Source organism: Streptomyces sp. CA-251247 (assembly GCF_050952975.1).
Classification (GTDB): domain Bacteria; phylum Actinomycetota; class Actinomycetes; order Streptomycetales; family Streptomycetaceae; genus Streptomyces; species Streptomyces achmelvichensis.
Genome location: NZ_CP191861.1, coordinates 188,571 through 212,409 on the forward strand (window position 1 = coordinate 188,571; position 23,839 = coordinate 212,409).

Below are 23,839 nucleotides of genomic sequence, written 5' to 3' on the forward strand. Positions count from 1 at the left end.
CATGCCTCCCTACTCATGGTTTCATTTGCCGGCACACGGGGGGTCGTAGGCTCGGTCAGGAAGGTATTGGGCCCATTGACTGCGCGTGATGCGCTGAGATTCGGAGCAGAGACGCTGCTGAATTCCGGTGAGGTCCATGTCCCACAACAGGGTGCGGTCTGTCCCCGCTGCTGCGAGCGTGCTGCCGTCAGGACTGAAGGCCAGGCCTGTCGCCCCTAACGGGCCGCTGAGTGTCAACGCAGCGGTTTCCCTGGGCTGAGCGGGATCGGTGATGTCCCAGATACGCATGGAACCTTCGTCGTCTGTGCTTGCGGCGATTCTTCCCTCTGGATGGATCGCGACGCCGGCGACCGAACCTGCATGCCGTTCGGCGGATCCCCTGCGGACTACGTTCCGTGGGTCTCGCACGTCCCAAAGTGTGACCTGTCCATAGGAGTTGCCCGTAAGGAGTGTGGAGCCGTCACGACTCGCGGCCAACGCAGACAACCGCGCGGGACCCTGTTTGATCGTTCCGGTCAATGTGGGCTTCGACGGTTCGGTGACATCCCAGATCTGTACCGCGTCGTCGTCCGGCGTAGCCACGGCCAAAGCTGATCCGTCGGCCAGGAAGGCAAGATCACCATGTCCGGAACTCGGAAGTTTGGCACGAGCGACCGGCGACCTCTTTTGCAGTTCCCACAGTTGAATACCGCCGTTTCCGTCCCCGGCCGCCGCGAGAGAACCGGCGGAATTGAAGATGACCACCTGGGATCCGTCGGTCATGGGGCGCCCGCCCGGCCTCTTTGTGGGCCGTAGCGGGTCGTCCGCGTCCCAGAGGGTGAGGGGGGAGCCCGCTGCGAGCGTGCGACCATCAGGGCTGTACGAGACCCACTGGCCTCCCTGATTGAACGTGGGCAGCGTGGCCAGGCGGCGCGGTTGACTCCCTCGTGCAACCCACCAGAGAGTGGACGGGGAACCTCCTGTGAGTATCTGGCCCTTGGGGTCGAATGCTTGAGGCGAGATATGGCCCGAGGGAACAGAGGTTCGGGCCGAAGAGCTCTGAGCTCCGTCGACGTTCCACAGCCGGAGCGTTCCGTTCGTACTGTCTGCGCCCTTCTCCGCTCGTGTGGCCCCATCGGCACCGGCTGAGGCGAGGGTCCCCCTGTCGGGCGCGAAGGCAAGCGAGGTGACGGAGTACGTGTGCCCCGTCAGTAGCGAGCCCTGCCTGGGGCGAACGGGGTCGGAGATGTCCCAGAGCTGAATCGTGTTGTCTCCCGCCCCCGTGGCCAGTGTGTCACCGTCGGCGGAGAAGGCGAGCGCGTCAAATCCCAGCGACTGGCCGTTCAGCACCGTGAGTTGCTTCGGGCGCGAAGGATCGGTTGTGTCCCACAGCCTGCCCGTGTAGTCGCTTCCGGCCGCCGCAAGGAAGTTGCCCTTCGGGCTGAAAGCCAGCACGGACGATGGACTCTTCAGGGTCTTGAGAACCGTCAGCCGCCCGGAGGCGGACAGACTCATCATTCTGACCGTTCCCTCTTCACCCGACGCTGCAGCGGTCTTGCCGTCCGTGCTCACTGCCAGTCCCTCTGACAGTCCGGCAAGCGCGATGGGTGGCATTGACTCGATCAGCCGCGGCCGGCGAGCATCGCGGATGTCGATCACTCCGGTCTGGGCCGCATCTATCCCGACGACGAGCAGCGGAGCCTGGTTGCTGAAGGCCAGGCCCATGATGGAGTCACCTGTGGTGGTGGCCGTACCCAGAAGGTGCGGATCGGCGGGCGATGCCACGTTCCACAGTTGGACGAGACCGTCCTTGTCCCCGACTGCCAGCAGTTTGCCGTCGCGGTTGAAGGCGAGAGCCGTCGTGTACTCCGTTTGCTCCAGCCGCACCAAGACCTTTGCGGTCGGGGTGTCGTAGAGCACCACCCCCTTGTTGGTCGCCGACGCCAGAATCCGCCCTCGCGGGTCGAAGGAGATTCCGCGGGCGGGGCTACCCGTCTGGATGACTCGCGGTATGGCCGTACTGCCGATCAGTGCGCCGGCGGCTTGCGCGGTCGGAGACATTCGATACGCCTGGACCAGAAGCTGTCGCGCCAGCTCGGGCTGGGTGTTCTGGATGGATGTCGCCTCGGCGACGAGCTGACGTGAGGTGGCGGTCAACTGCCGCCGGCTCGCCGTGTCCCGCTGCTGCACAGCCAGGACGCCCATGAGGATGGCACCGCACAGCAGGGTCACCAGTCCGGTGATGACCGCTCCTACCACTCTCCTGGTCATGCGACGGCGCCGCAGGTGGTCGCCGATCAGCTCGTCCTTGGATTTTCCGCGGATCGGCGCGACGAACTCGGCAACGCCGGAGAGGAGGCGCGGATCGCTGAGGGGCACATCGTGGTGCTCCCTCAGCCACCTCAGATTCACCCAGCGAGGCTCCGCGGGAAATGCTCGGCATAGTTCTGCCTCTGGCAGGGCGTCCGAATCGGGCCACTTGAAGGTTTTCGCGGTCTCGTCCCAGGCAATGGTGCCGTCGGTCCACGCGATCAGAATCCTGTCGCTGCCCCGGTTTTCCAGCCACCACTCGATCTCCTTTCGGACCCAGGGCGACGTGGCGGCCGCAGGCGAGGCCATGAGGATCAGCCACGCGGAGCCTTCCAATGCTCGTTGGATGTCGAGCCACAGTCCGGGACTGGCGGACAGGTTCTCGGTGTCGCGGAATACGCGGAGTTCGCGAGACCTGTACCAGGGGCGGCCGAAGTGTTCGATGCCTCGTTGGAACGTGCCGGCCGCCTTGTCGTCGAGCGAGTGACTGTACGAGATGAACGCGTCGTACAGGAAATCGCCGTTTTGTCTCTGTGTCAATTGTGCCCCCGCTCCCCTGCCCCCACATGCCTGACATGTACGGACCTCACCCCGGCGCATGAAAGGTACAGCGTGTGATGACCCGGTCACAGGTGATTGAGCGAAGTGCCGCTGATGGGGAGTCAAGTTGCGTGTGGCGACGGCTTCATGGGGATGCGCTTGAGGTGCAGCACCGGATACAGTCCGCCGAAGGAGCACGTCTAGGGGAACGGGGTCCGGGAGGCATGAGAGCAGGTCGGGCGGGTCGGATCTTAGGAAGCCTCGGTGTTCGCGCCGTGCTGTCGATGGTCCTGGGAGCGGTGGTCGGCATCTGCGTCTACGCCATCAGCCGCACGGGGGGCACGTACCTCTTCGCGATCACTGGAGGGCTGGCCGGCGTCCTGGTAGCCGTCGGCCTGGACGCCTACCGGAGGGCCGGGCGCCTCACGGAAGTGCGCGTTACCGTTCCCCAGTTGAGTGAGTTGACTTTCGTCGTCAATAATGACGCACGGCAGGTTGCATGGCAGTTGTTCGTCGAGTCCGTCACACGCGTTTCGGTTCAACGCCTGGAGGACGACGAAGGGCTCCTGCGGGAGGCATTGACGTCATTGCACGGACTCTTTGCCACCACGCGAGACATTCTCAAGGTAAGCCGTCCTTCGACCCATGCAACAGGCGGACTCACTGTCGAATACCTGGCCGTAAGCTTCCTCAACCTGGAACTGCGCCCACTCCTCACAAAGTGGCATCCACGGCTTCGTACATTCGAGCTTGCCCACCCGGACCGCCCCGAGTCGGAGTGGGCCCAAGCTGAGGAGTGCCGAGCCGACCTCCGGGACGTACAGGCGCACGCTCGTGATTACGTGCTCGCCTTCGCACGCCTTGCAGGGGTACGCGACGCCGAAGCCATGACCGACGCTACAGACCTCCAGCAACGCTCAGTCCGCCTGCCCGGCCAAGCCCCGTCATGAGGCGTGACCCGCCGAGCTTGCCGCCGAGCCGCCGGCTGGGCCTGCCGAATTGCAAGGCTGCCCGGCCGATGCGGCCGGGCAGCCTACGTGATCAGGCTCCTAGGCGGGGTCCCCGCCTCGGTTGAGGTACGCATCGACCGAGCCGTCGCTACCGACGACCAGGTAGTCGTCGCGACCGTCTCCGTCCACGTCGCCGAATCGGACGTGCCTGGCGCCGGCGACACCCGAGGCGGTCCGGCCGCGCGGCGCCCATCCCGGCGTGCCGTCCGGCTTGTCTCCGCCCTTGTTCATCCAGACGTCGACCGCGCCGTTGTCCTGCAGCATCCAGTAGTCGTCCTTCCCGTCGCAGTCGTGGTTCTGCAGCCGGAACTGGTTGCCGAAGTCGCGGGTCACGCCCTGGGCGATCTTCCCTCGCGGTACCCAGCCCGCCGAGTCACCCCGGTCACCGCCGGTGTTCTCCCAGGCGAACAGGACACCCCTGGTGGGGCTGAAGTTGACCACCACGTAGTCGTCCTTGTCGCTACCGGCCACGTTGCCGAAGATCACAACGCCGTGAGCAGCCTCGGCCGTGCCCTTGGCGAAACCCTTGCGCACCGACCATCCCGGGGTGCCGTCCGGCCGGTCGCCGCCCTCGTTGATGTAGGCGTCCACCGCCCCGGTGGCCATGTCGACGACCAGATAGTCATCCCTGCCGTCGCCGGCCACGTCGCCGAATTCGAGTCTCTGCTTGTACGGGTCCAGGCCGACGCCCTTGGCGATCCGTCCTCCCGGCTGCCATCCCGGCTCACCGTCCTTGTCACCGCCCCGGTTGTACCAGACATCGACCGAACCGCCTTCACCGATCGACAGGTAGTCGTCGCGGCCGTCACCGTCCATGTCGGCGAACCAGACGTTGCGCTCGGGCCGACCGACACCGGCCGCGAACTTCTTCCGCACCTCCCACCGGCGCTGTTCGTCGGTGCAGGAGGCCGGAGCGCGGCCGGACGGGGCGGTGATCAGGTCGTGGAGCAGCGCTGTGGCGATGCCGCCGACGAACGCTTTGCCGATCTTGGCGTAACCGGCATCGTTGGGATGCAGGTCGTCGTACATGTCGCTCGCCTCGAGGAAGCCGTCCATCTCGGCCAGTACGACCTTCTTGCCGGAGCTTCGCTTCGACTCCACCAGCGAACGGACCCGGTTGTTGTAGTCGTCTGTCCGAGCCTGGTCGCCTGCGTCCGACTTCACGCGGACCGCCGTCGCCACCACGACTGTCACGCCCGGTACGTCGCCCAGGATCTGGTCGATGAGAGCACTCAATCGGGGAGCGGCCACCTCACCCGGCTCGTTGTCACGCGCCACGTTGTTGGTCCCTGCCATGAGCGTCACGACGTTCGGCCGGAGCCCGGGCAGCGACGTCGCCAGCCGCTCGGCGACCTGCTCGATGCGGTTACCGCTCACGGCTTCGTGCTCAGGGTCGGGCATGTTTCCGTTCCGGCGCGACCCCACCATGTCCAGAGACCGTTTGGGGAAGGAGATCGGCCACCACGCCGCACTGATCAGGTCCATCAGGCCGCGGTGGAGATCGTCCCGGTACCCGTTTCCGTCCAGGCTCCGGAACCCTTCACTGATGGAGTCCCCGGCCACCGCCAGTTCGAATCCCGGCAGTTTCGCCATGTCGGCCGATCCGCGGATCGCGCCCATCCACGTCGCATCGTGGTCCGACTGGGTACGGGGGATCGATATGCGTGTGACGGCGGGGTCCTGCACCACCGACGACGAGACGAAGTAGTCGTACTCCCGCCGGGTCGGCCATCGCGTGGGGAGCCCGGGGTTGTAGAGGTGGACACCGGCAGGGAAAGCGGTCTCGTTCGTCAGATTCGCCGGAATGCGGTTGAAGTCCGCGCCGACGGTAAAGCGGTGTCGGCTGTTTCCGTTGGCGTCCACCCCGCCCCAGGTGCGCACGGAGTCACGGATCTGAGTGATCATCGCCGACGAGTCATTGGGACTGCCGCCGCGCGAGCTTGCGTGCCACGTGAAGTACCAGTGGTCGCCGAACCGGGCGCCGAGCGCGGCGCGCCCTCCCTGGCCCGGAACAACCCGCAGCTCGTCAGGCGTCCCGTTCGTCACGATCAGCGAGTTGACCCGGCCGCCATTCGTCGGGTTCTGATCGGTCTGCAGATAGTAGACGTCGTACGGCCCCTCGACCCGGGAACGAGTTCCCGGGTTCCATGTTCCCTGGGTGATCCGGTCCCCGTCTGCCGTCACATAGGCCGCTTGTGAAATGGCGCTGCCAGGTGGTGTCGATCCCGTCTCCTGAAGAAGCGCGATCTGTGCGCCGCCGGACATGAACTGCCTGAGCGAAGCCCACTTACTGCCGTCGCCCTGGCCGTCCATGTTCCAGGTGACAATCGGCGTGGTCGTCAGTGGCCGGTCGTCGGCACGGGCGGTGGTGGGTGACATCAGCGACAGGAGACCTGCCGTGATCGCCAGGACGGCGATCAGAGATATCTGTCGAGCATGTCTCAATACATTCAAAACCATTCCCCCTTGATTCATCCCTGGTGAGACGTCACGTATGGCGCCGGATGCTCGGCTTCGCCGGCGGCGGTGCCGTCGGCAAGATCCGGTGGTCGCGTCGGTGACCGCTACTCACTGGGACCTGAACTGAGATGCAGGCGATCAGTACGGCGTCCGCGCCAACATCGGTGGCGCAGACGCGTCTTCGCAGGTGGCCCCACCGAAGCGGTTGCGCTGTCCACAGCTTGCGGGGACCGGGTGATCACAGGCCAGCCGACCGGGACAATCGGGGAAGGTGGAACGCTGGAACGTGCAGTGAGCTGGGAAGATGGCTCCTCCCCGGAACGCCCGCCTGGAACGGCGGAGCGGACGGGCGGATCCGGGAAGCGACACGAACGGACAGGCCGGCGGGAGTCTGCGCCTGCTGACTTCCAGGTGGTCGCGGTACCGGAGGCAGGCAGCACCCGCCTCAGCCGGCCGCACAGCTCAGATCATGCGTCGTAGCGCGGTCTCAACGGCATCGATCAGCGGATCGGCTTCGGATCGTGGGTGCCGTGCGAGGCCGAGCTCGACGTCCGGGAGGGCAGGCAGGGCGTCCGTGTCGTGGCATGCCATGGCCGGTTCGAGGTTCGTGGGCATGAGCGCCGCGACGCCGAGTCCCGCCCGCACCGCGGCGAGCACACCGACCAGGCTGTTGCTCTCGAACGCCACCCGCCAGGGCCGATCGGCGCGTTCCAGGGTTTCCAGCACGGACGTACGCCACGAGCAGGTGTTGGAGAACAGCACCACGGGCAGCGGATCGGCAGTCACGTCCACGCCCTGTCCGATCGCCCAGACCAAAGGGCGGCGTACCGTCCAGCGCGGCGGTCCGGGTACGGCCGGCACCTCGTTGAGCACGAGTTGGACGCGGCCCGCGTCGTACGCCTCCTGCATCGCGGCGTTGGACATGCTGAGCACCTCCAGGGTTGCGCCGGGGTGCAGCCGGGCAAGGTCGGCGAGGGCCTGCGGAAGCTGGGACGCGGCCAGGTCTTCGAGCAACCCGACGCCGCAGCGGCCGGTGAGCGTGCGCCCGGTTTCGGCAAGTGCCTGCGCGGAGAGCGAGAGGATGCGTTCGGCGTACGGCAGGAGCTCCTCGCCCGCCCGGGTCAGCGAGACCCCGGACGGTGATCGGTGAAGCAGTGGGCGGCCGATGGCCCTCTCGAGCTTGCGCACCTGCTGGCTGAGCGCGGGCTGAGTATGTCCGAGCGTGGTCGCGGCGCGGCTGATGCTGCCGGCCCGCACGATGGCGACGAAGGACCGCAGCAATGAGGTTTCAAGATCCCTGGCCATAACAATTGATTATGTCAGCGCCAGCAAATGAACCACTACCTATGGCCCGCGCGAGAATCTAGCGTCAGTCGGGTGACCGGATACCGACAGATACTCGCTGTGCCTGGGCTGGCATCGCTGTTGGGCGTTTCCTTTGTCGCCCGTACCGCGATCACGGCTGCTGTGATGGCACTGACGATGCATGTCGTACTGGGCCTGAACTTGAGCTACGTGGCAGCCGGCGGTGTCGCGGCGGCTCTGACCACCGGGCTGGCGCTGGGCGGGCCGCTGCTCGGCCGCATGATCGATCGGCGGGGCCTGCGTACGGTGCTGCTGACAACCGTCGTTGCGCAGGCCGTGTTCTGGCTGGGTGTGCCGATCCTGCCGTACAGAGCTCTCCTGGGTGCGGCATTCGCGGCGGGGCTGCTGATGGTGCCGGCGCCGCCCGTGACCAGACAGGCGATCGCCGCGGTGACGACGGCGGAACAGCGCCGGGCCGCGTTCGCGCTGGAATCGGTGCAGGGCGAACTGTCGTACATGGTGGGGCCGGCGGTCGTGATCCTGTGCGCCGCCAAGGTGTCCCCCGGCGTGCTGGCATGGGGGCTCGGCGCCGCGATCGTGGCCGGCGGAACCGGGATCGCCTTGCTCAACCCGCCGCTGCGTGCCGAGGACGAGGCGGATGCCGGCTCGGCCGAACGGCCCCCGCGACGGGAGTGGCTGGGCGTCGGCATGATCGCCGTACTGGCCATGGCGTTCGGTACGACGACGCTGCTCAGCGGAGTCGACCTCGCCATCGTCGCCACGCTCGACGAAGCAGGCCAGGTGTCCTGGGCCGCCGTGGTCGTTGCTGTGCTCGGCCTGACCTCTGTCATCGGCGGGCTGATCTACGGCGCACTGTCCCGGTCGCTGCCCACATGGTTGCTGCTCGGCTTGCTCGGGCTCGTGACGATTCCCGCAGGGCTTGCCCGCGACTGGCCATGGTTGTGTGCGGCCGTTGTCGGCACCGGATTTCTCGCCGCGCCGACGCTTTCCGCTGTGGCCGACGCGGTGAGCCGACTGGCGCCGGCCGGCGTGCGGGGTGAGGCGACAGGACTGCAATCCTCGGCGCAGAGTGCGGGTTTCGCGCTCGGGTCCCCGGTCGTCGGGGTGGCGATCGACGTCTCCGTGCCGGCGGGCGGCTTCGCGGCGGCCGGGCTGGCCGGCCTCGCCGCCGCGCTGACCGGATTCCTCCTGACCCGCCGCTGTCCGTCCCCTCGGCCGCTCACCTCAGCGCGTCGCGCGTCGCGCGTCTCGACAAACGGCACGTCCACGTAGTCGCCGTGAGTCAGCCCGCCGGGGGCTGCCCGCAGGTGGGCGGGTATCTCACCGGTCGACAGGGCCGCACCCGGTGCTCCGGGACCCCAACTGGCGTCGCTCCACCGGCTGAACCGTGCCTCAAAGGGCCCGGAACCGTTGAACTCAACGGGCACCGACCGGTGTTCACCGCCCGCACCAGCGCAGAACCCGCCCCGGAGCAGCCGTGAAGAAGTCGTACGTCGCGCTCGCCGCGACCACCCTCCTGGTCTCGGGTTGCGGCACCGCCGCCCCGCCGGCGCAGAGCGCCGACCGTGTCGACCGGGGCGAGCCATACGGCGTCATCGCACACATGGACGACCGCCACGACGGGCCTCACATCACCATCGTCAACACCGCCGGGCAGGCAGTCGAGTTCCCGGCACGCTCGGACGACTACGCCCGCTGCTCCGTCGACGAGCGCTACCCCGAATGCGCGGGCCGGACCCCCGGCCCGTAGGCGACTCGCCGGCCCGGGCTCGAGCCGATGGTCCGACCGCAGCGAGCTGTCGGTACAGGGTCTGCGAACGGCTGCGAACTGCGCGGGTGTTAGCTTCTTCCCCGTGGTGGAACACCAGGACGAGACCAGGGCCGCTTACGACGGGGTCGTCGAGCTCTATGCGTCGCTGTTCGCAAATCGGCTGGAGACGCGGCCGTTCGCCCGGGCCATGATCGGCACCTTCGCCGAGTTGGTGCGGGGGACGGGGAATCTGCGGGCTGCCGATGTCGGGTGCGGGCCCGGACATCTGACGGCGATGCTGCACGACCTGGGTCTGGACGCCTTCGGGCTCGACATCTCCCCCGCCATGATCGACCATGCCCGGCGGGCTCTCCCGGCGCTGCGGTTCGACGAGGCACGGATGGAGGCCCTGCCGGTCGAGGACGGCACGCTCGGCGGCGTGCTGGCCCACTACTCCATGATCCACACTCCGCCCGAGGAATTGCCCGCGCTGCTCGCCGAGCAGGTACGTGCGCTGGCACCAGGGGGCCTGCTCCTGGTCTCGTTCTTCGCCACCGACGGACCGGAGCCGGTCCGCTTCGACCACAAGGTGACGCCCGCCTACAGCTGGCCGGTGGACCGATTCGCCGAGTTGCTGGCCGGGGCCGGGCTCGTCACGTTCGCACGACTGCTCCACGACCCGGCTTCCGAGCGGGGCTTCCTCGACGCCCACCTGCTGGCCCGCCTCAACTAAGGGCTGTCCCGTAGGGCCTGTATGACGTGGTGATCAGTTGCCGTCCGTTGCGGCGTAGGCGGTCTCCAGCGACGTGCTGACCTGGCCGGACTGTCCAGGTCATCGAGCGGCCCGGATGATCTCCTGCGCGGCGACGCCGGGGCGTCCGCCGACCCGGCCGCGGGCGCGGGCGGCAGCGAGGGCATGGTGAAGGCTCCGAGGGGGCTGGGCGGCCCGGACGGAGCGATCCTCAGGAAACGGTGGTCTTGCCACAACTCCCCGGATCGACAGCGGGCGTGGGGGGCTTTGACACAAGGTCTCGCGCGCCGGACAGCAGATTCTGCAAGTCCGTGCGAACCCCCTTGCGCAATGGTCAAGAATCGTTGACCATTGCTCGCATGCCTACCGACGATCTTCCCGAGACGTTCCACGTCACCACGGACGAGCAGTTACGCGCCGTCTCCAATCTCACGCGCCACCGGATCATGGCCGTGCTCCGCTTCGAGCCGGCGACGATCACGCAGATCGCCGAGCGGGTGGGGCTCGCCAAGGGGAGTTCCAGCTATCACGTGCGGCTGCTGGAGCGGGCCGGCCTGGTGAAGGTGGTGCGGACGCGGAAGGTCCGGGGCGTCACCGAGCGGTACTACGCGATGGCCGCACGGTCGATCGAGCTGCCGGATCCGGGCGAGGGAGGGCCGGATCTGCTGATGCGGCATGCGGTGGCGGACCTGGAGGCAGCACCGGCGGACGGCGAGCGGCACGTGCGGATGGCGCATCTGCGGCTCACTGACGAGCAGTTCGCGGAGCTGGGGGCGCGACTTGAGGCGCTGGCGGACGAGTACCGGGAGCTGTCCGATCCGTCGCTGCCGGATGCGTCACTCGTCTTCGCACTGTTCCACCCGGCACGGCGCGATCAGGCCGAGGGGGGCACCAAGTGACGTCAGGCGTTCGGAAGTTGCCGGCCGGGTTCGGACGGCTGTGGACGGCGCAGACGGTGTCCTCGCTCGGTGACGGGGTGTCGCATGCCGCGCTGCCGCTGATCGCGTTGACGTTGACGCGGGATCCGATGGCGCTCGCCGTCGTCACGGCCGCCGGGACGCTGCCGTGGCTGCTCTTCGGGGTACTCGGCGGTGCGCTGGTGGACCGCTGGGACCGTCGGCGCACGATGTGGGTCGCGGACGCGGCGCGTGCGGTGCTGCTCGCGATACCGGCGGCGGCGGCCGTGCTCGACGTGCTGAGCATTCCGCTGCTCGCGGCCGTCGCCTTCCTGCTCGGCCTCGGCGGACTCTTCTTCGATACGGCCGCCACGGCCTTCCTGCCGGATCTGCTCCGCCGCGACCCCGCCCTCCTGGAGCGTGCCAACTCCCGCCTGCGCGGCGCCCAGACCGCCATGTCCGGTTTCGCGGGGCCGCCTGCGGGCAGTGCGCTGCTCACGCTCGGGCGGGCGGTTCCGCTGCTCGCCGACGCGGTGTCGTTCCTGCTCTCCGCACTGCTCGTCCGTACGCTGCCCGCCATGCCCCGCCCCGTGCCGGAGGTCCGCGAGTCGCTGCTTCGGCAGGCGCGGGCCGGGGCCTCGTACGTCTTCCGGGACCGGTTGCTGCTCGGGCTCGCGCTCCGACCGGCGGTCGGGAATATCGCCTTCCTCGCGGTGGAGACCGTCCTCGCCCTCTTCGCGCACGACCGCCTCGGCATCGACACCTTCGGCTTCGGCCTGCTCCTCACGGCGGAGGCCACCGGCGGTCTGCTCGGTGCAGGCATCGCCTCCTACCTTGGCCGACGACTCGGCACCGGCACCGCACTGACCTGCACGGCCGCCGTCGAAGGGCTTGCCATCCTGGGCCTGGCCGCTGCCCCGAACCCGTACGTGGCCGGGCTGGCGCTCGCCGTCTGCGGGGCCGGCATGGGCGCCACAATGGTGCTCGCGCCCTCCCTCCGACAGGCGATCGTCCCCGCCCACCTGATGGGCCGGGTCGCCTCCACCTCCCGCATGCTGGCCATGTGCGCCGCCCCCATCGGGGCGTTCCTCGGTGGCTGGCTGGCCACCACGTACGACATCCGCACCCCGCTCTATGCCGCCTCCGGCCTCCTCCTGGCGATGACGGCCGTCACGGCATCCATGACCAGCAACCGCCGCGTCGAAGCGGCGCTGCGGGCCGCCGCCCCGGCCGGCGGCCCGGATCACCCGGCATCCAAGGATCCCGCCCAGGAGAGCGCATCTGATTTGGTGTGATGCCCTGCCGCGTAGGGACGGTTCCTACAGTTCGAACTCGATGTGCTCGATGTCGGTGAAGCGGACTTCTTCCAGGCTGCCGGCGCGGCGGCCGCCGTCCTGGAAGTAGACCTCCTTGAGCGCGTCGGCGGCGATCTCCTGCAACTGCCGCTCCGTTGCCCCCTGTTCCTGGGCGGTGAAGAGGCGGGCGGCGTACTGCGGCGGGAGCGCGACGGTGAGGTGGCGGATCCGGTCCTGGTCGGTGGAGCCGATGGGGGCGGTGTAGCCGAGGCGGGCGCGGAAGTCGATGACGATGCCTTCGCTGGTGGCCGCTGTCTCCTTGGCTCGCTGGCGGATCTGCGGCTGCCACCGCTTCCGGACCTCCCTCTCCAGTCGCTGGGCGAGGTCGCGCCGAGGCTTTTTGATCTGGTCCTTGACATAGCGTTCGACCGTGCGCTGGGAGATCCGCAGCATCTGGGCGACCTGCTTGGTGCTCTTGTACTGCTTGACCAGGTAGCGCATCTGCGCTCCGGCGGACTTGGGGATGGGGCGGGTGAACGCCTTCTGGACCGCCTGCTCGAGCCCGTCTCCGAACGTGGGCATGACCGGCTACTCCCCCGTGTCCGTCTGGATGATGCTGCCGTCCTTGATGAAGCGGGCCAGGTTGAGGTCCGGACCGTGTTCCTCGCGTACCCCTTCGCCCCACAGCACGCTCTGGGTGCCCTCGTGCTTGACCATCCCTGGCGAGACGCCGAGGCGGAACCCGCCCGGCAGCGGTTTGCCTTCCCGGTAGGGCAGGAAGTCGAGCGGACTGGGGCCGTCGGCGGCGTAGACGGCGCAGTCGGACAGGACCGCGACCGGGTACTGGCCGGTGAACGCGGCGTGCTTGAGCATCTTGCGGTGCATGTTGATACGGGTCTTGGAGATGACCGCGGCGCGAATGTCCGGGCGCCATGTCGGCCGGGCCAGTGCGCGCCAGGGCTGGCCGGGCTTCCAGCCCTCGCCGCGCGGCCTCTCGCGCAGTTTGCCGATGCCGCCCTTCACCGTCGCCTTGATCGCGGAGACGACGATCGCGAGTTGGGGGTCGTTGTTGCGGTATCCGTCCATGGCAGTGAGGAAGTCTTCCGGCGTGAGGTCGCCGGTGACGCCGAGGTCGGCCATCGTCGCGATGTAGGCGTCGCGGAGCCGGTTGTACCAGCCGTCCAGGTAGCGACCGTTGTCCCAGCGGAGGTAGGCCTCGGTCGGGGCGACGTCGTAGCCGAGCTCGACTGCATACGCCACGGTCGGTGTCGCGTACCAGGCCGGCCCCTCTGGCCGCTCGCCCTTCGGCGTGAACGGGCTCGGCAGCAGGTCACTGTCCAGCTCCACCCACTCCTTGCCGGACTTCACTCGTGACAGGTCGACGTGGGAGAGGTCGACCAGCCACGCACCGGGAAGCTTCGGATCGAAGACCGGGTTCGTGACGTGGGTGGGGGCACCGAGGCCGACGATGGTGCCGTTCGCGCCGGCGGCGAAGGCCATGTTCACGTCGATGCCCACCAGATGCCGCTTCGTGCACTCGTCATCGGTGAGCGGGCGCGCCCAGTCGTACGCCTCCTCCGCCAGCACTTCGGCCGGCCCCCGCTTATGGAAGCGCGGCAGCCCGGCGAGCAGGGGATGCCCGTCAGGAGCCTCGCACGGTGCGCAGTCCACCGGATCTTTCCCGAGAGAGCCGGGGTTGTGTTCGCTGTGGCGCTTGCCGCTCGCGTCCGGCTCGGACGCCCGGGTCGGCGGATGCAGGGCGGTCATCAGCTCCAGGCCCGTGACCGCGGTGGAGCCGCGCGGCGTCATCACCCGGGTCGCGTAGGTGCCGAGCAGCCGGGCTAGGTCGGCAGGCGGAAGGTACGACGCGTCCAGCCAGTGGCGGGTGTCGAGCGCGCCCCACGACGGGATGCACAGCTGCACACACTGCCGCTCCGAGCCCAGCGCCGGACGGTAGATCCGTGCCCACGGCCCGAACCCGCGCTTGGTCAGCTGCCATTCCGCCCGCGTCAGGTGCTTGACGACCTTGTGGCCCTCGGGCAGACGACCGGAATGGCGCTCCTCGTCGCTGAGTTGCGTGGGGAGGCCGTAGCGCTCGCAGGCGGCTTCGGTGAGCACGATCAGGGGGTCGGCATCCTTACCGGGCCCGGACAGCTTCGGCTGTCCCAGTCTCGCCTCGGCAAGGGTCCATTCGACCAGTGCCGGGAGCGAGGTGGCGGGCACGTCGAGGACCAGACCGCCGATGCAGTACGCGAACGCCTGCCCCTCCTCGACGTCGACGACCGCGAGCGGACCGTACTCGAACCGCGGGTCGGCAGAGACCGATGCCGAGGCAGGCGGCTTGGCTGCGGCCCTCTCCGCGCCCGGGCGCCTCGACGACGGCCTCGTGCGATGAGTACGGGCCGGGGTGGCAACGGGGGTCGGTGCGGGTGCCGGTACCGCCTGCTCGTCGACGGCAGCAGAGGGAGGCGGGCCGGCGATCGCTTCCTGGACCGTGGAATCCTGAGCAGAGGGTGTTTCGGGGGATTCAGCGGGGAAGCGTGCGGCAAGACCTTCGAGGAGCCGGGCATACGCGGCCCGCTTCGGCGGCCGCGGCTCGATGTTCCCGTTCTCCCTCTCCCAATTGCCCACCGCTTCCCGGCGCGTGTCCAGTGCCTGGGCGATCTGGGCCTGACTCAGCCCTGCCGCCTCACGCAGACGCCGGCGCTCCGCGCGTGGTGGCAAGTCATCCTGCGCAACGTGTTCCAGCAGCGCATCGACGGCACTGAACAGCTCATGCTCCGTGGGCACAGAGGTCACCTCCGATGCAGAACCCTACCCCGATCGCACATCCAACCCCTCTATCAATCGCTCATCCATCGCGCACTTCGTCGGTACGGCACGACAACATCGCCTCCGGCGAAGCCCTGATGACCACACATGCGATGGTTGCGAACCTCCGGCGAAGATGCCCTGGAATCGCTGCATTTCGCGCCGCACACACCATCCGGCACCTGCTGCCCGAATTCACACTACTTGCGCATCATCTCCCCCGGAGCGCCGGACCGTTGTCGATGTCGATGTCGCACGCCGGGAGTGGCGCGGATTGGTCTCGGACTCGCGGCCGGAGATGAAACGGAAGGAATGGTTCCGTGACATCTGCCACAGCCATTTCGGCATCAAAGGGGCCAGTGGTAGCGGCCCCGCCTGGTGACATAAGGATATTTGTCCATCTCGGTGTGATCACGCCTCATACGGTGCTGGGCAGCTTTCGGCCCTCGCCGCGTATACGACCGCCTGTCGGGCGCACAGGCTCTTTTGATGGGGCGTCAATGAGCGTGGGACGTTCCGCATACACGCCCGCACGCTCTTGGCAAGGGCGATCCGAACCTACGATCGTGTGCCGTAGTCGCTGCTCGTTGCCCTCCGCGTCCAGCGGTCCTAACAATGGCTGCCCGCAAAGGCGCCACCACAGGTCACCCACAGAACGGACCGGGCCAACCGCTTTCGGTGGCGCTCCGCGATGCCGAGTGAGGTCACACATGAGCAAGCACCGCAGGACGAAGCACTACCGGAAGATCACCATCGCTGCCGTCGCCATGGCGGCCGTGGGTGTGCCCTCTGTCGCCATGGCTTGTATGGATCCGGACGGGACCCAGGACAGCCGGTCCCACGGCCGTTGGAAGAATGCACACGCCGAGCAGCAGTGGCAGGGGGACGAGACCGACCAGCGGTGGGACAGGGACACATGGGACCGGAAGCCGACCCGCCCCGACGCGCAGACGCCCACGACGACACCTGGCACCGGGAAGCCGACCGCGCCGAAGCCCGCGGCACCCAAGCCCGCCACGCCGAAGCCGACGGCACCCAAGCCCGCCGCCCCGAAGCCCGCCGCGCCGAAGCCCGCGGCGCCGAAGCCCGCCGCGCCTGCGTCCGGCGACGTCGCCCGCGTCGTCGCACTCGTCAACAGTGAGCGCAGCAAGGCGGGATGCGCCCCGGTGAAGTCGAACGCGAAGCTGGCCAAGGCCGCGCAGGATCACAGCAAGGACATGGCGGCCCACCGGAACATGTCCCACACGGGCTCCGACGGATCGGAGCCGGGTCAGCGGATCACGCGTGCCGGCTACCAGTGGAGCACCTACGGCGAGAACGTCGCCTACGGCTACAACACCCCCGAGAGCGTCATGGCGGGCTGGATGTCCAGCCCCGGCCACAAGCGCAACATCCTCAACTGCGCGTTCAAGGAGATCGGTGTCGGCCACGCGCAGCCCGACGACTACTGGACGCAGGACTTCGGCACCGCCCGATAGGCGGCACCGCGGAACGCCGGCGAGACAGCACCGACACCGACGTGCCCGCCCATCGCCACCGGGCCGTCCACCGTCACTCACCTCGCCGGAGGCCCACCACGTCACCGCCGGAGAGGCGGTGATCATTTTCGAGGGACGGCGGCCGACGGACAGCGGCCGCCGTCCGGAGCGAACAGCATGGCGCGTCGGCTGCCCTACCCACGGGAGCACCGCCGGCCCGCGCACTCCTCCCCCACGCCTGCCTCCCCCTTTCCCGAGAACCTCCCTGCGCGGGTCTCCCCGTCACATGATCTCGGTGTCGAACAGGTCGAGCAGCGCCTCGCCGTCGCCGTTCGGCCCCGGCAGGGCCTGCTGAGCCCAGATGATCTTGCCCTCGGCCGTATAACGGGTGCCCCAGCGTTCGGCCATCTTGGCCACGAGAAACAGCCCGCGGCCTCCCTCGTCCATCGTCGCGGCGTACCGCAGATGCGGCGACGTGCTGCTGCCGTCGGCCACCTCGCAGGTCAGGCCGTGATCGTTCACCAGCCGGACCCGGATTGCTCCGGAGCCATAACGGATGGCGTTGGTGACCAGCTCGCTGAGGATGAGCTCGGTGCTGAACGCCAGCTCGGACAGCCCCCACTCGTCCAGCTGCGCTGCGGCCGCCGCCCGCGTCCCCGCCACCGCGCTCGGCTCGCGCGGCACATCCCACTCGGCGACCCGGTCCGGCCCGAACACCCGCGCGCGGGCAATCAGGAGCGCCACATCGTCCTTGGGGCGGGCGGGCAGCAGCGCGCTCAGCACCGCCTGGCAGCTCTCCTCCGGCGGCCGCCCGGGATGTGCCAGGACGCGACGCAGTTCCTCGATACCGACGTCGATGTCACGGCCGCGCTCCTCGATCAGCCCGTCCGTGTAGAGAACGAGCTGGGTCCCCTCGGCCAGCTCCAACTCGGCGGCCTCGAACGGCATACCGCCGAGTCCCAGCGGCGGCCCGGCCGGAAGGTCAGGAAATTCGACGGTGCCGTCCGGGCGTACCACCGCGGGTGGCAGATGCCCGGCACGGGCCATGGTGCAGCGCCGTGAGACCGGGTCGTAGATCGCGTAGAGACAGGTCGCGCCCGTCATCTCCTGGCCGCCGTCACAGTTCGACTCGTCCTGGTCGATGCCCCCGACAAGATCGTCGAGATGGCCGAGGATCTCCTCGGGCGGCAGGTCGAGCGTGGAGAAGTTGTGCACCGCGGTGCGCAGTCGCCCCATCGTGGCCGCGGCGTGCAGACCATGGCCGACGACATCGCCGACCACCAGCGCCACCCGGCTTCCGGGCAGCGGGATGACATCGAACCAGTCGCCGCCCACCCCTGACTGTGCCGGCAGATAGCGGTGCGCGACCTCCACTGCGCTCTGCTCAGGCAGGGTGCGGGGAAGCAGACTGCGCTGGAGCGTCACGGCCAAGGCGTGCTCGCGCGTGTAGCGGCGCGCGTTGTCCACGGACACCGCGGCGCGGGCGACCAGTTCCTCGGCCAGGGAGAGATCCTCCTCCTCGAAGGCGCCGGGCTTCTGCGAGCGCCAGAAGTTGGCCACGCCGAGGACCACCCCCCTGGCCTGGAGTGGCACCGTGATCAGCGAATGGATGCCGTACTCGACGATCTCCTTCGCCCGCGCCGGGTCCTGGGCCTGCCAGCCCGGCGCCTGGGACAGATCGGTCACCACCTCCGCCCGTCCACTGCCCAGCCCGCGGGCCTGCGGCGTCGAGGGCACGAACATGATCAGTCGGTCCAGGGGATAGAGGGGATGATCGTCACGGATGCCGCTCACGCCGGTGCGGCGCATGGTTCCCCCGCCGTTCGGCTCCTCCCCGTGCAGGACGGGATCGGCAATGTCCACGGTGACGAAGTCGGCGAAGCGGGGGACCGCGACATCGGCCAGCTCCTGGGCGGTACGCCTGACGTCGAGTGTGCTGCCGATGCCGACGCCGGCGTCGTACAGCAGCTTGAGCCGTGTACGGGCGATCTCCGCGCGGCCCGTCAGCGCCTGGAGCTCGGTGGAGTCGCGAATGGTGGCCACGGCACCCGTCGGGCCGGCTGACCCGTGCGTCGGGCGCTGGTTGACGACCAGCAGCCGGTCCGCGGCCGCTTGGACTTCGTCCGTGGCCGCACGTCCGGAGGCCAGCAGGTCGGCCGTCGCGGCATCGAGACCGGGCAGATCGGCGACGCGCTGCCCCTCACAGTCGGGATCCAGTTCCAGCAGCCGTCTGGCCTCGTCGTTGGCCAGTACGAGGCGTCCGTCGTCGCCGATGATCACGACACCTTCACGCACGGCGTGCAGCACCGCATCGTGGTGCTCGTACATCCGGGCCAGCTCGGCCGGGCCGAGCAGATGGGTCTGCCGTTTCAGCCGTCTCGCCGCCAGTGCCGTACCGGCCATGGCCAGCGCGAGGGCCGCGGCGCCGGCGCCGAGGATGACCGGCAGCTGCTGGTACACCGCACCGGTGACGCTCTCGACGGTGAGGCCCGCGGAGACCAGGCCCACGACGGAGCCGTTGGGCGCGGTGACGGGGACCACGGCCTGCACCTCCTGGCCGAGGGGTCCGTCGACGCTTTCGACGATGACCTCTCCCGCCAGCGAGGGTTCGATCGTGCCCACGAAACGCTTGCCGATCCGTTCCGGCTGTGGATGGGTGTAGCGGATGCCCTTGGTGTCCATCACGACGATGAAGTCCACGCCCGCGGCTTTACGGGTCTCCTCGGTGATCGGCTGGAGCACCCGGGCCGGATCGGGCGACTCCAGAGCCGCGAGCAGACCGGGTGTCTGAGCAAAGGTCTCCGCCACTGCGATCGATCGCGTCCTGGCCTCCCGGTCGCCGTCGTGCCGGGACTGGAGAAGCAGCGCCAGGACCGCCCCCAGCACGAGCAGGACCACAACCACCACCTGCAGGAGGAACACCTGACCGGCGACACTCCTTTGGCGCTTGTCGATCCGTGGTTGAGCCGTCACCCCGCGGAATCGATCAAAACGCCTGATCACGCGTCCTTTCTAGCATCACTGAGGAAATCGGGCTATAGCCGCTCGCTGGACGCCTGGGGTGAAGGCCTGCTGCCGGTATGGCGCGACGAGGAAGCACTCGACGACATCCGGCGAGCCGCCCGTCCGCGGCAACGCCACGCCACCTGCGGCGGGACGACGTGACGATGCCCGGGGCGCGAGAACCGTACGGGGCCGAGAAGGGGTGCCTACCTCCCGGCTTCCCCCGGTCAGGGCCGCAAGCCGGCCCGCCTCAGTGCGACCTCCGACAGGTCGGCGATGACTTCCCGGTCCCCGCGGCGCCAAGCGTCGGCGAGACCGCCCGGAGGGGCTTGGAGCCTGGCAAGATCGCCAGGCGGGCCCGTGAGGGCGCGCAGTGCGAGCAGATCGGCGCCTCCCGGTGCGTCGAGGAGTCGTCGAAGATCGCCGCTGCGCCGCATCCAGCGCAGGCGTGGCGGGAGCCAGAGCAGCAGTACGAAGACCACGGGAATGACGATCAGACCCGTGGTCGTCAACGTCGCGACCTGGCTGACAGCGTCCTGAAGCGACTGTCCGGCGTCGGCGAAACCGGTACTGGCATCAGCTGCGGACTGGAGCGGCTTCTTCAGCAGGTCGCCGACAAGCGGCACGTTCGAGGCCGCGTCGCCTGCGTTGTCGAGTTCGCCGGCGAGGTTGTCGCCAGAACTCTCGACCTTCCGCCCCGGCTCGACCAGCTGCATGATCGCTTTGTGGACGGCCAGGGCGAACTTGACTGCGGCAGCCATCAGGACGAGGGCGATCAGGTCAGCGAGCAGCTGACGGTTCCGACGTGCTGGTGTCTGGGCGTAGAGGCGCATCGGCGGGCTCCCGTTCGGTCATGGCATCGAGGAGAACCGGCCCCCGCCGGGTGAGGCTCAGCCGGTCGGTCGACCGTACGTCGGACTCGACCTTTCCCTTGCCCTCCGCGGGCAAACGTCCGTGACGAGACGCCTGGTCGGCGTACGCGGGCGCGCGCGGCGCAGGAGGACGCCGACCTGCTTGGCACGATGCCGGTGCGGTCCCGATGCGCGCGCCCGTACGACTCCGACACCCGGCCGGCGCGCTCACCTCGGTCCCAGCACATGGTGTCCCGGTCACCGTTCCGCCTGAAGCTGGTGCCCGGCGGTCAGATGCGCCAGTCGCGGAGGCGGTCGGCTACGTGGTAGACGTCTGCCTTTCCGGCTTGGACGTCGCGGACCAGGCCGGTCATCGCGCCGTAGGGGGGATCGATGCCCTCGCCGGAGACGTGCATGTAGGCGGCGGCGACCTGACAGGCATAGAGGCTGTTGCGGCAGGGCAGCGGCTGGAGCAGGACGAGGGTGTGCAGCAGGGCTGCGGCGCGCCAGGCGGGGTCGGGGTCGGCGGCGGCGGGGCGGGGAATGCGAGTCCTGTGGCGGGCGACAGCGGCGACGAGGGCGGAGTAGTCGGCGACACTCACGTCCTCAGGGACAGCCTGTTCCTGGACATCCAGCAGCCAGGGGACGTCGATGTAGAGGACCATCAGGCGGCGTCCGCCCCACGGCAGGTGGCGGACGGAATCCGGTCGGGGAAGGCGTCGTCGAACTCAGAACCGCACCCCTGGAGTTGGCACAGCGGACGAACTGCGGGCGCCGCTGTCCGCTCAGGGGCAGGTCGTGGACGGTACTGCTCAAGCGACGTGAACTCGGCCGCCACGGCAGCGCGGACCGCCTCGAGTTGCTCGTTGGCGAAGGTGATGCTCAAGGACGGCATGCTGCCATGGTACCTAATAGGTACCTTGCGAGGCTGCGTACCCGGCCGTCCGGTGGCAAACCCGGTGAAGAGCACGCCTCGCCGCTCCAGGGACTCGTGGACCAGCAACGAGGCCTGGCCACCAGCCCATTCGTATGCAGCCGTTGGTGGTCCAAGCGCCGCCACCGCCTGTCCGAGGCAGTTGCCTGGCGAACTGCGGGGCGCCTCATGGTGCAGAGGCGGATCAATGAGGTTGCAGCGTGCCAGGGGTCAGAGCCATCCAGATGCTGTCGCTTTCGCGGATGATGTAGATGGCGTCCGTCCTGGCATTCCATGTGCGGGGAACGACGAAGTAGCGTCCGTCTCTCTCGGCGAGCAGTCGCAGGTCGCTGTAGCGGTAGCGATGGAGCACATGTCCGGGGAGAACCTCTTTGGGAACCGAGTCCGTCGGCAGGCTCAGCGGGGTGGTGCTGAGGACCAGTACGCCCGTCCACCTGTTGACATGCCGTGCGCGCATCTGTGCGTCTTGTTCTCCCTGCTGCAACGCGACCTGGGTGAGCGTCCAGAACAGGAAGACTCCCGCGCCGAAGATCGGCACCGCCCTACGCCGGAATCCTTCCGGCCGGTGGCCGCGGGCGTCTCGGCACTGGCCCACGAGGAGACCGCACGCGATGGTGAGAGGCGCGACCCAGCCATAGGGCTGGATGTACGGCCACATGATGAGCAGAACCAGCCCTGCCACTGTGATCAGCAGGTGAAAGCGTGCCGCCGCTGCACTCGCACGCGAGACGCAGTGCGTGACGTGCCCGGAAGGCGGCGTGTGCGTACGCACCCATGGAGCACCGGCGGCGATCAGCAGGATCACGATCACGACCAATGCTTCGAGCTTCAGCAGATGCAGGCTCTGCAGTACCAGTTGGCTGAAGCCGAAATTGAGCGTCGACAGCGAGAGATGGAAGTAGCCGTAGTAGCTGCTGCTGTAGATCGCACCGAGGTAGAACATCAGCGCAGCGATGAACGATGCCTGCGCAATCACGACCTTGAAGAGCCCCGAGGTGCCGTTCAGATCGACCCAGCCCTGCTGCTTCACCGTCTCCGGCTCAGGCGGCCGGAGCTCAGAATCGTCGCTCACGTGCCGTTGGGCAACGGAGGCTCCTCGGGCGCCGGGGGCACCTCGGGGTCCGGAGGCTCGGAAGGGGTTGGAGGCGCAAAGGTGGGGTCGTCAGGAACATCGGCCCCGGTGTCCGTCGGGGGAAGTGGCGGCGGAGGGACCGGCGCTTCCGAGTCGGTCGGCCGAGCAGTCGACGGCGACGACGATGTCCCGCTGGGAGCGACCGCCGTTGCGGGCGACGTCGTGGCCACCTCTTCCGGCTCCGAGGAGCCGCAGGCAACGAGCGCAAGCACACTCGACACGGCAAGTACTGCGATACGGATGCCACGGCCGTACACGTCCCGCATCTGACCTCCTCGATCACCCGCGAGCGTAGAGGTGTCCCGCCCTGCCGGGCGGAACCCACACCTCCCGCTCCACCCTCACCCCCCGATTGGTCGATCAGGCGCACCGCCGGCTACCTGCACCCGGTGAAGCCGGCAGGAGCGGAACGGAGCAGCGCCGCCCCACCCCGATACACATGTGACTGCGGTCACATTCACCCAGTGCGTGGAACACGGTCTGCCGAGCACTCGCCTTCCAGACAGCCGCGACGCCAAGGCCTGGCCTGGCGCGGCGGACGTCGGCCCGGCTGTTCGACGCGTCATCAGGGGGAACCATGGGCAAGCGCGATGTGCAACGCGAGGCAGGCGAGCACAGGAGGCGTCTCGCTGTGGTCTGGGCAGCATTGTTCCTGTGCTGCGGCCTGTCCGTCGCCGTCTCTCTGGCCGCCACGGAAGCGCATCTCCGCCCCGATCCGCGCTGGTGGCTGTCGCTGTGGTTCGCGGCTTGGACTGTCACCACGATCGCACTCGGCTGCTGGGTAACTCTGCACACACGGAAGCGGGCTGAGGCACGGTCAGCGCGGCGCGCCCGCTCCAAGAGCTCGCCCCGAGCGGCCTCATCCCCGCTGTGACCCCGGGTGAAGGACTGGTCGCCCAGCGGGGGGCCTCCCTTCCAAGTGCCCGCCACGGCCAGGACAGTTCAGGGCCGAGGAGCGTGGTCGGATCGGCATCCACGCATCCTCCGTCAGCGAACAGGTCGCGGCGGCCCCCTCCCGGGCTCGTCCTGTCCGGATGGCGTCGAGCACCGGCCGTCAATCGGGGTTGAATGCACCCCGTACACCCCGCCACCGTGGGCGCCCCGTTCCCCTGCGCTCGGCCAGCACGCCTCCGATTCACCGGCCCGGAAAAATCTTGCATGTGACCGGATCTCGTCGGTCGTCGGGCAAACGTCGTGCACCGCATTGCCACTGCATCGAAGTAATCCCGACGGCTTTCCAGGTCAGACGGGGTGCCACGGCCACTACGGTGTACCGGGATCCGGACCGAATCCGCATATTCACTGCCTTTTCC

The 23,839-nt window shown here is 68.4% G+C and carries 17 protein-coding genes; 7 read left to right on the top strand and 10 right to left on the bottom strand.

All coding sequences use genetic code 11. The annotated features are described in order from the left end of the window. Window positions 1–21: 21 nt before the first annotated feature. On the bottom strand, window positions 22–2,829 hold the full coding sequence (locus ACQPWZ_RS00850) for a TIR domain-containing protein (protein WP_433570268.1): 2,808 nt from the start codon (window positions 2,827–2,829) through the stop codon (window positions 22–24). A gap of 275 nt (window positions 2,830–3,104) precedes the next feature. Here ACQPWZ_RS00850 and ACQPWZ_RS00855 point away from each other — a divergent pair, with 275 nt between their 5' ends. Then, window positions 3,105–3,779 (top strand): hypothetical protein, encoded by a 675-nt coding sequence (locus tag ACQPWZ_RS00855; RefSeq protein ID WP_433570269.1) that lies wholly within the window; start codon window positions 3,105–3,107, stop codon window positions 3,777–3,779. Between the two features lie 99 nt (window positions 3,780–3,878). On the opposite strand, the gene ACQPWZ_RS00860 is transcribed toward ACQPWZ_RS00855, so the two are convergent. Both ACQPWZ_RS00860 and ACQPWZ_RS00865 read right to left on the bottom strand, forming a co-directional pair. Beyond that, on the bottom strand, window positions 3,879–6,218 hold the full coding sequence (locus tag ACQPWZ_RS00860; RefSeq protein WP_433570270.1) for a GDSL-type esterase/lipase family protein: 2,340 nt from the start codon (window positions 6,216–6,218) through the stop codon (window positions 3,879–3,881). Window positions 6,219–6,761: 543 nt separating this feature from the next. Further along, entirely contained in the window at window positions 6,762–7,604 is an 843-nt protein-coding gene (locus tag ACQPWZ_RS00865) for a LysR family transcriptional regulator (RefSeq protein WP_433570271.1), read from the bottom strand. Between the two features lie 72 nt (window positions 7,605–7,676). Here ACQPWZ_RS00865 and ACQPWZ_RS00870 point away from each other — a divergent pair, with 72 nt between their 5' ends. The 5 genes from ACQPWZ_RS00870 (at window position 7,677) to ACQPWZ_RS00890 (ending at window position 12,317) form a co-directional block, all read left to right on the top strand. Then, window positions 7,677–8,897 carry an MFS transporter gene (locus ACQPWZ_RS00870; protein ID WP_433570272.1) on the top strand — a complete coding sequence of 407 codons (1,221 nt, stop codon included), beginning with the start codon at window positions 7,677–7,679 and terminating at the stop codon, window positions 8,895–8,897. 205 nt (window positions 8,898–9,102) lie between these two features. Next, window positions 9,103–9,375 (top strand): hypothetical protein, encoded by a 273-nt coding sequence (locus ACQPWZ_RS00875; RefSeq protein WP_340471151.1) that lies wholly within the window; start codon window positions 9,103–9,105, stop codon window positions 9,373–9,375. 103 nt (window positions 9,376–9,478) lie between these two features. Then, window positions 9,479–10,108, top strand: coding sequence for a class I SAM-dependent methyltransferase (locus ACQPWZ_RS00880; protein WP_433570273.1), 630 nt, complete (start codon window positions 9,479–9,481; stop codon window positions 10,106–10,108). Window positions 10,109–10,485: 377 nt separating this feature from the next. Further along, window positions 10,486–11,025 (top strand): ArsR/SmtB family transcription factor, encoded by a 540-nt coding sequence (locus ACQPWZ_RS00885; protein WP_340471153.1) that lies wholly within the window; start codon window positions 10,486–10,488, stop codon window positions 11,023–11,025. Further along, entirely contained in the window at window positions 11,022–12,317 is a 1,296-nt protein-coding gene (locus ACQPWZ_RS00890; RefSeq protein WP_433570274.1) for an MFS transporter, read from the top strand. The genes ACQPWZ_RS00885 and ACQPWZ_RS00890 overlap by 4 nt, the downstream gene beginning before the upstream one ends. 24 nt (window positions 12,318–12,341) lie before the next feature. Here the strand turns inward: ACQPWZ_RS00890 and tpg are convergent, their stop codons facing one another. Both tpg and tap read right to left on the bottom strand, forming a co-directional pair. Beyond that, window positions 12,342–12,899 carry a telomere-protecting terminal protein Tpg gene (gene tpg / locus ACQPWZ_RS00895; RefSeq protein ID WP_340471155.1) on the bottom strand — a complete coding sequence of 186 codons (558 nt, stop codon included), beginning with the start codon at window positions 12,897–12,899 and terminating at the stop codon, window positions 12,342–12,344. A 6-nt stretch (window positions 12,900–12,905) separates the two neighbouring features. Then, window positions 12,906–15,107, bottom strand: a complete 2,202-nt coding sequence (gene tap / locus ACQPWZ_RS00900; protein ID WP_433570275.1) for a telomere-associated protein Tap — start codon at window positions 15,105–15,107, stop codon at window positions 12,906–12,908. 731 nt (window positions 15,108–15,838) lie between these two features. Here tap and ACQPWZ_RS00905 point away from each other — a divergent pair. Then, the gene (locus ACQPWZ_RS00905; protein WP_433570276.1) at window positions 15,839–16,606 is read left to right on the top strand and encodes a CAP domain-containing protein; all 768 of its coding nucleotides are present in this window, start codon (window positions 15,839–15,841) and stop codon (window positions 16,604–16,606) included. 282 nt (window positions 16,607–16,888) lie between these two features. Here ACQPWZ_RS00905 and ACQPWZ_RS00910 read toward each other — a convergent pair whose 3' ends face one another. The 5 genes from ACQPWZ_RS00910 to ACQPWZ_RS00930 all read right to left on the bottom strand — a co-directional run bounded on the left by ACQPWZ_RS00910 (window position 16,889) and on the right by ACQPWZ_RS00930 (window position 22,466). After that, entirely contained in the window at window positions 16,889–19,528 is a 2,640-nt protein-coding gene (locus ACQPWZ_RS00910; RefSeq protein WP_433570277.1) for a SpoIIE family protein phosphatase, read from the bottom strand. A 308-nt stretch (window positions 19,529–19,836) separates the two neighbouring features. After that, window positions 19,837–20,442 (bottom strand): hypothetical protein, encoded by a 606-nt coding sequence (locus tag ACQPWZ_RS00915; protein WP_433570278.1) that lies wholly within the window; start codon window positions 20,440–20,442, stop codon window positions 19,837–19,839. A gap of 308 nt (window positions 20,443–20,750) precedes the next feature. Continuing rightward, complete coding sequence (locus tag ACQPWZ_RS00920; RefSeq protein WP_433570279.1) at window positions 20,751–21,125, bottom strand: toxin Doc; 375 nt, start codon at window positions 21,123–21,125, stop codon at window positions 20,751–20,753. Then, entirely contained in the window at window positions 21,125–21,355 is a 231-nt protein-coding gene (locus ACQPWZ_RS00925) for a hypothetical protein (protein ID WP_433570280.1), read from the bottom strand. The genes ACQPWZ_RS00920 and ACQPWZ_RS00925 overlap by 1 nt, the downstream gene beginning before the upstream one ends. A gap of 223 nt (window positions 21,356–21,578) precedes the next feature. Beyond that, window positions 21,579–22,466 (bottom strand): hypothetical protein, encoded by an 888-nt coding sequence (locus ACQPWZ_RS00930; protein ID WP_433570281.1) that lies wholly within the window; start codon window positions 22,464–22,466, stop codon window positions 21,579–21,581. Window positions 22,467–23,839 lie beyond the last annotated feature (1,373 nt).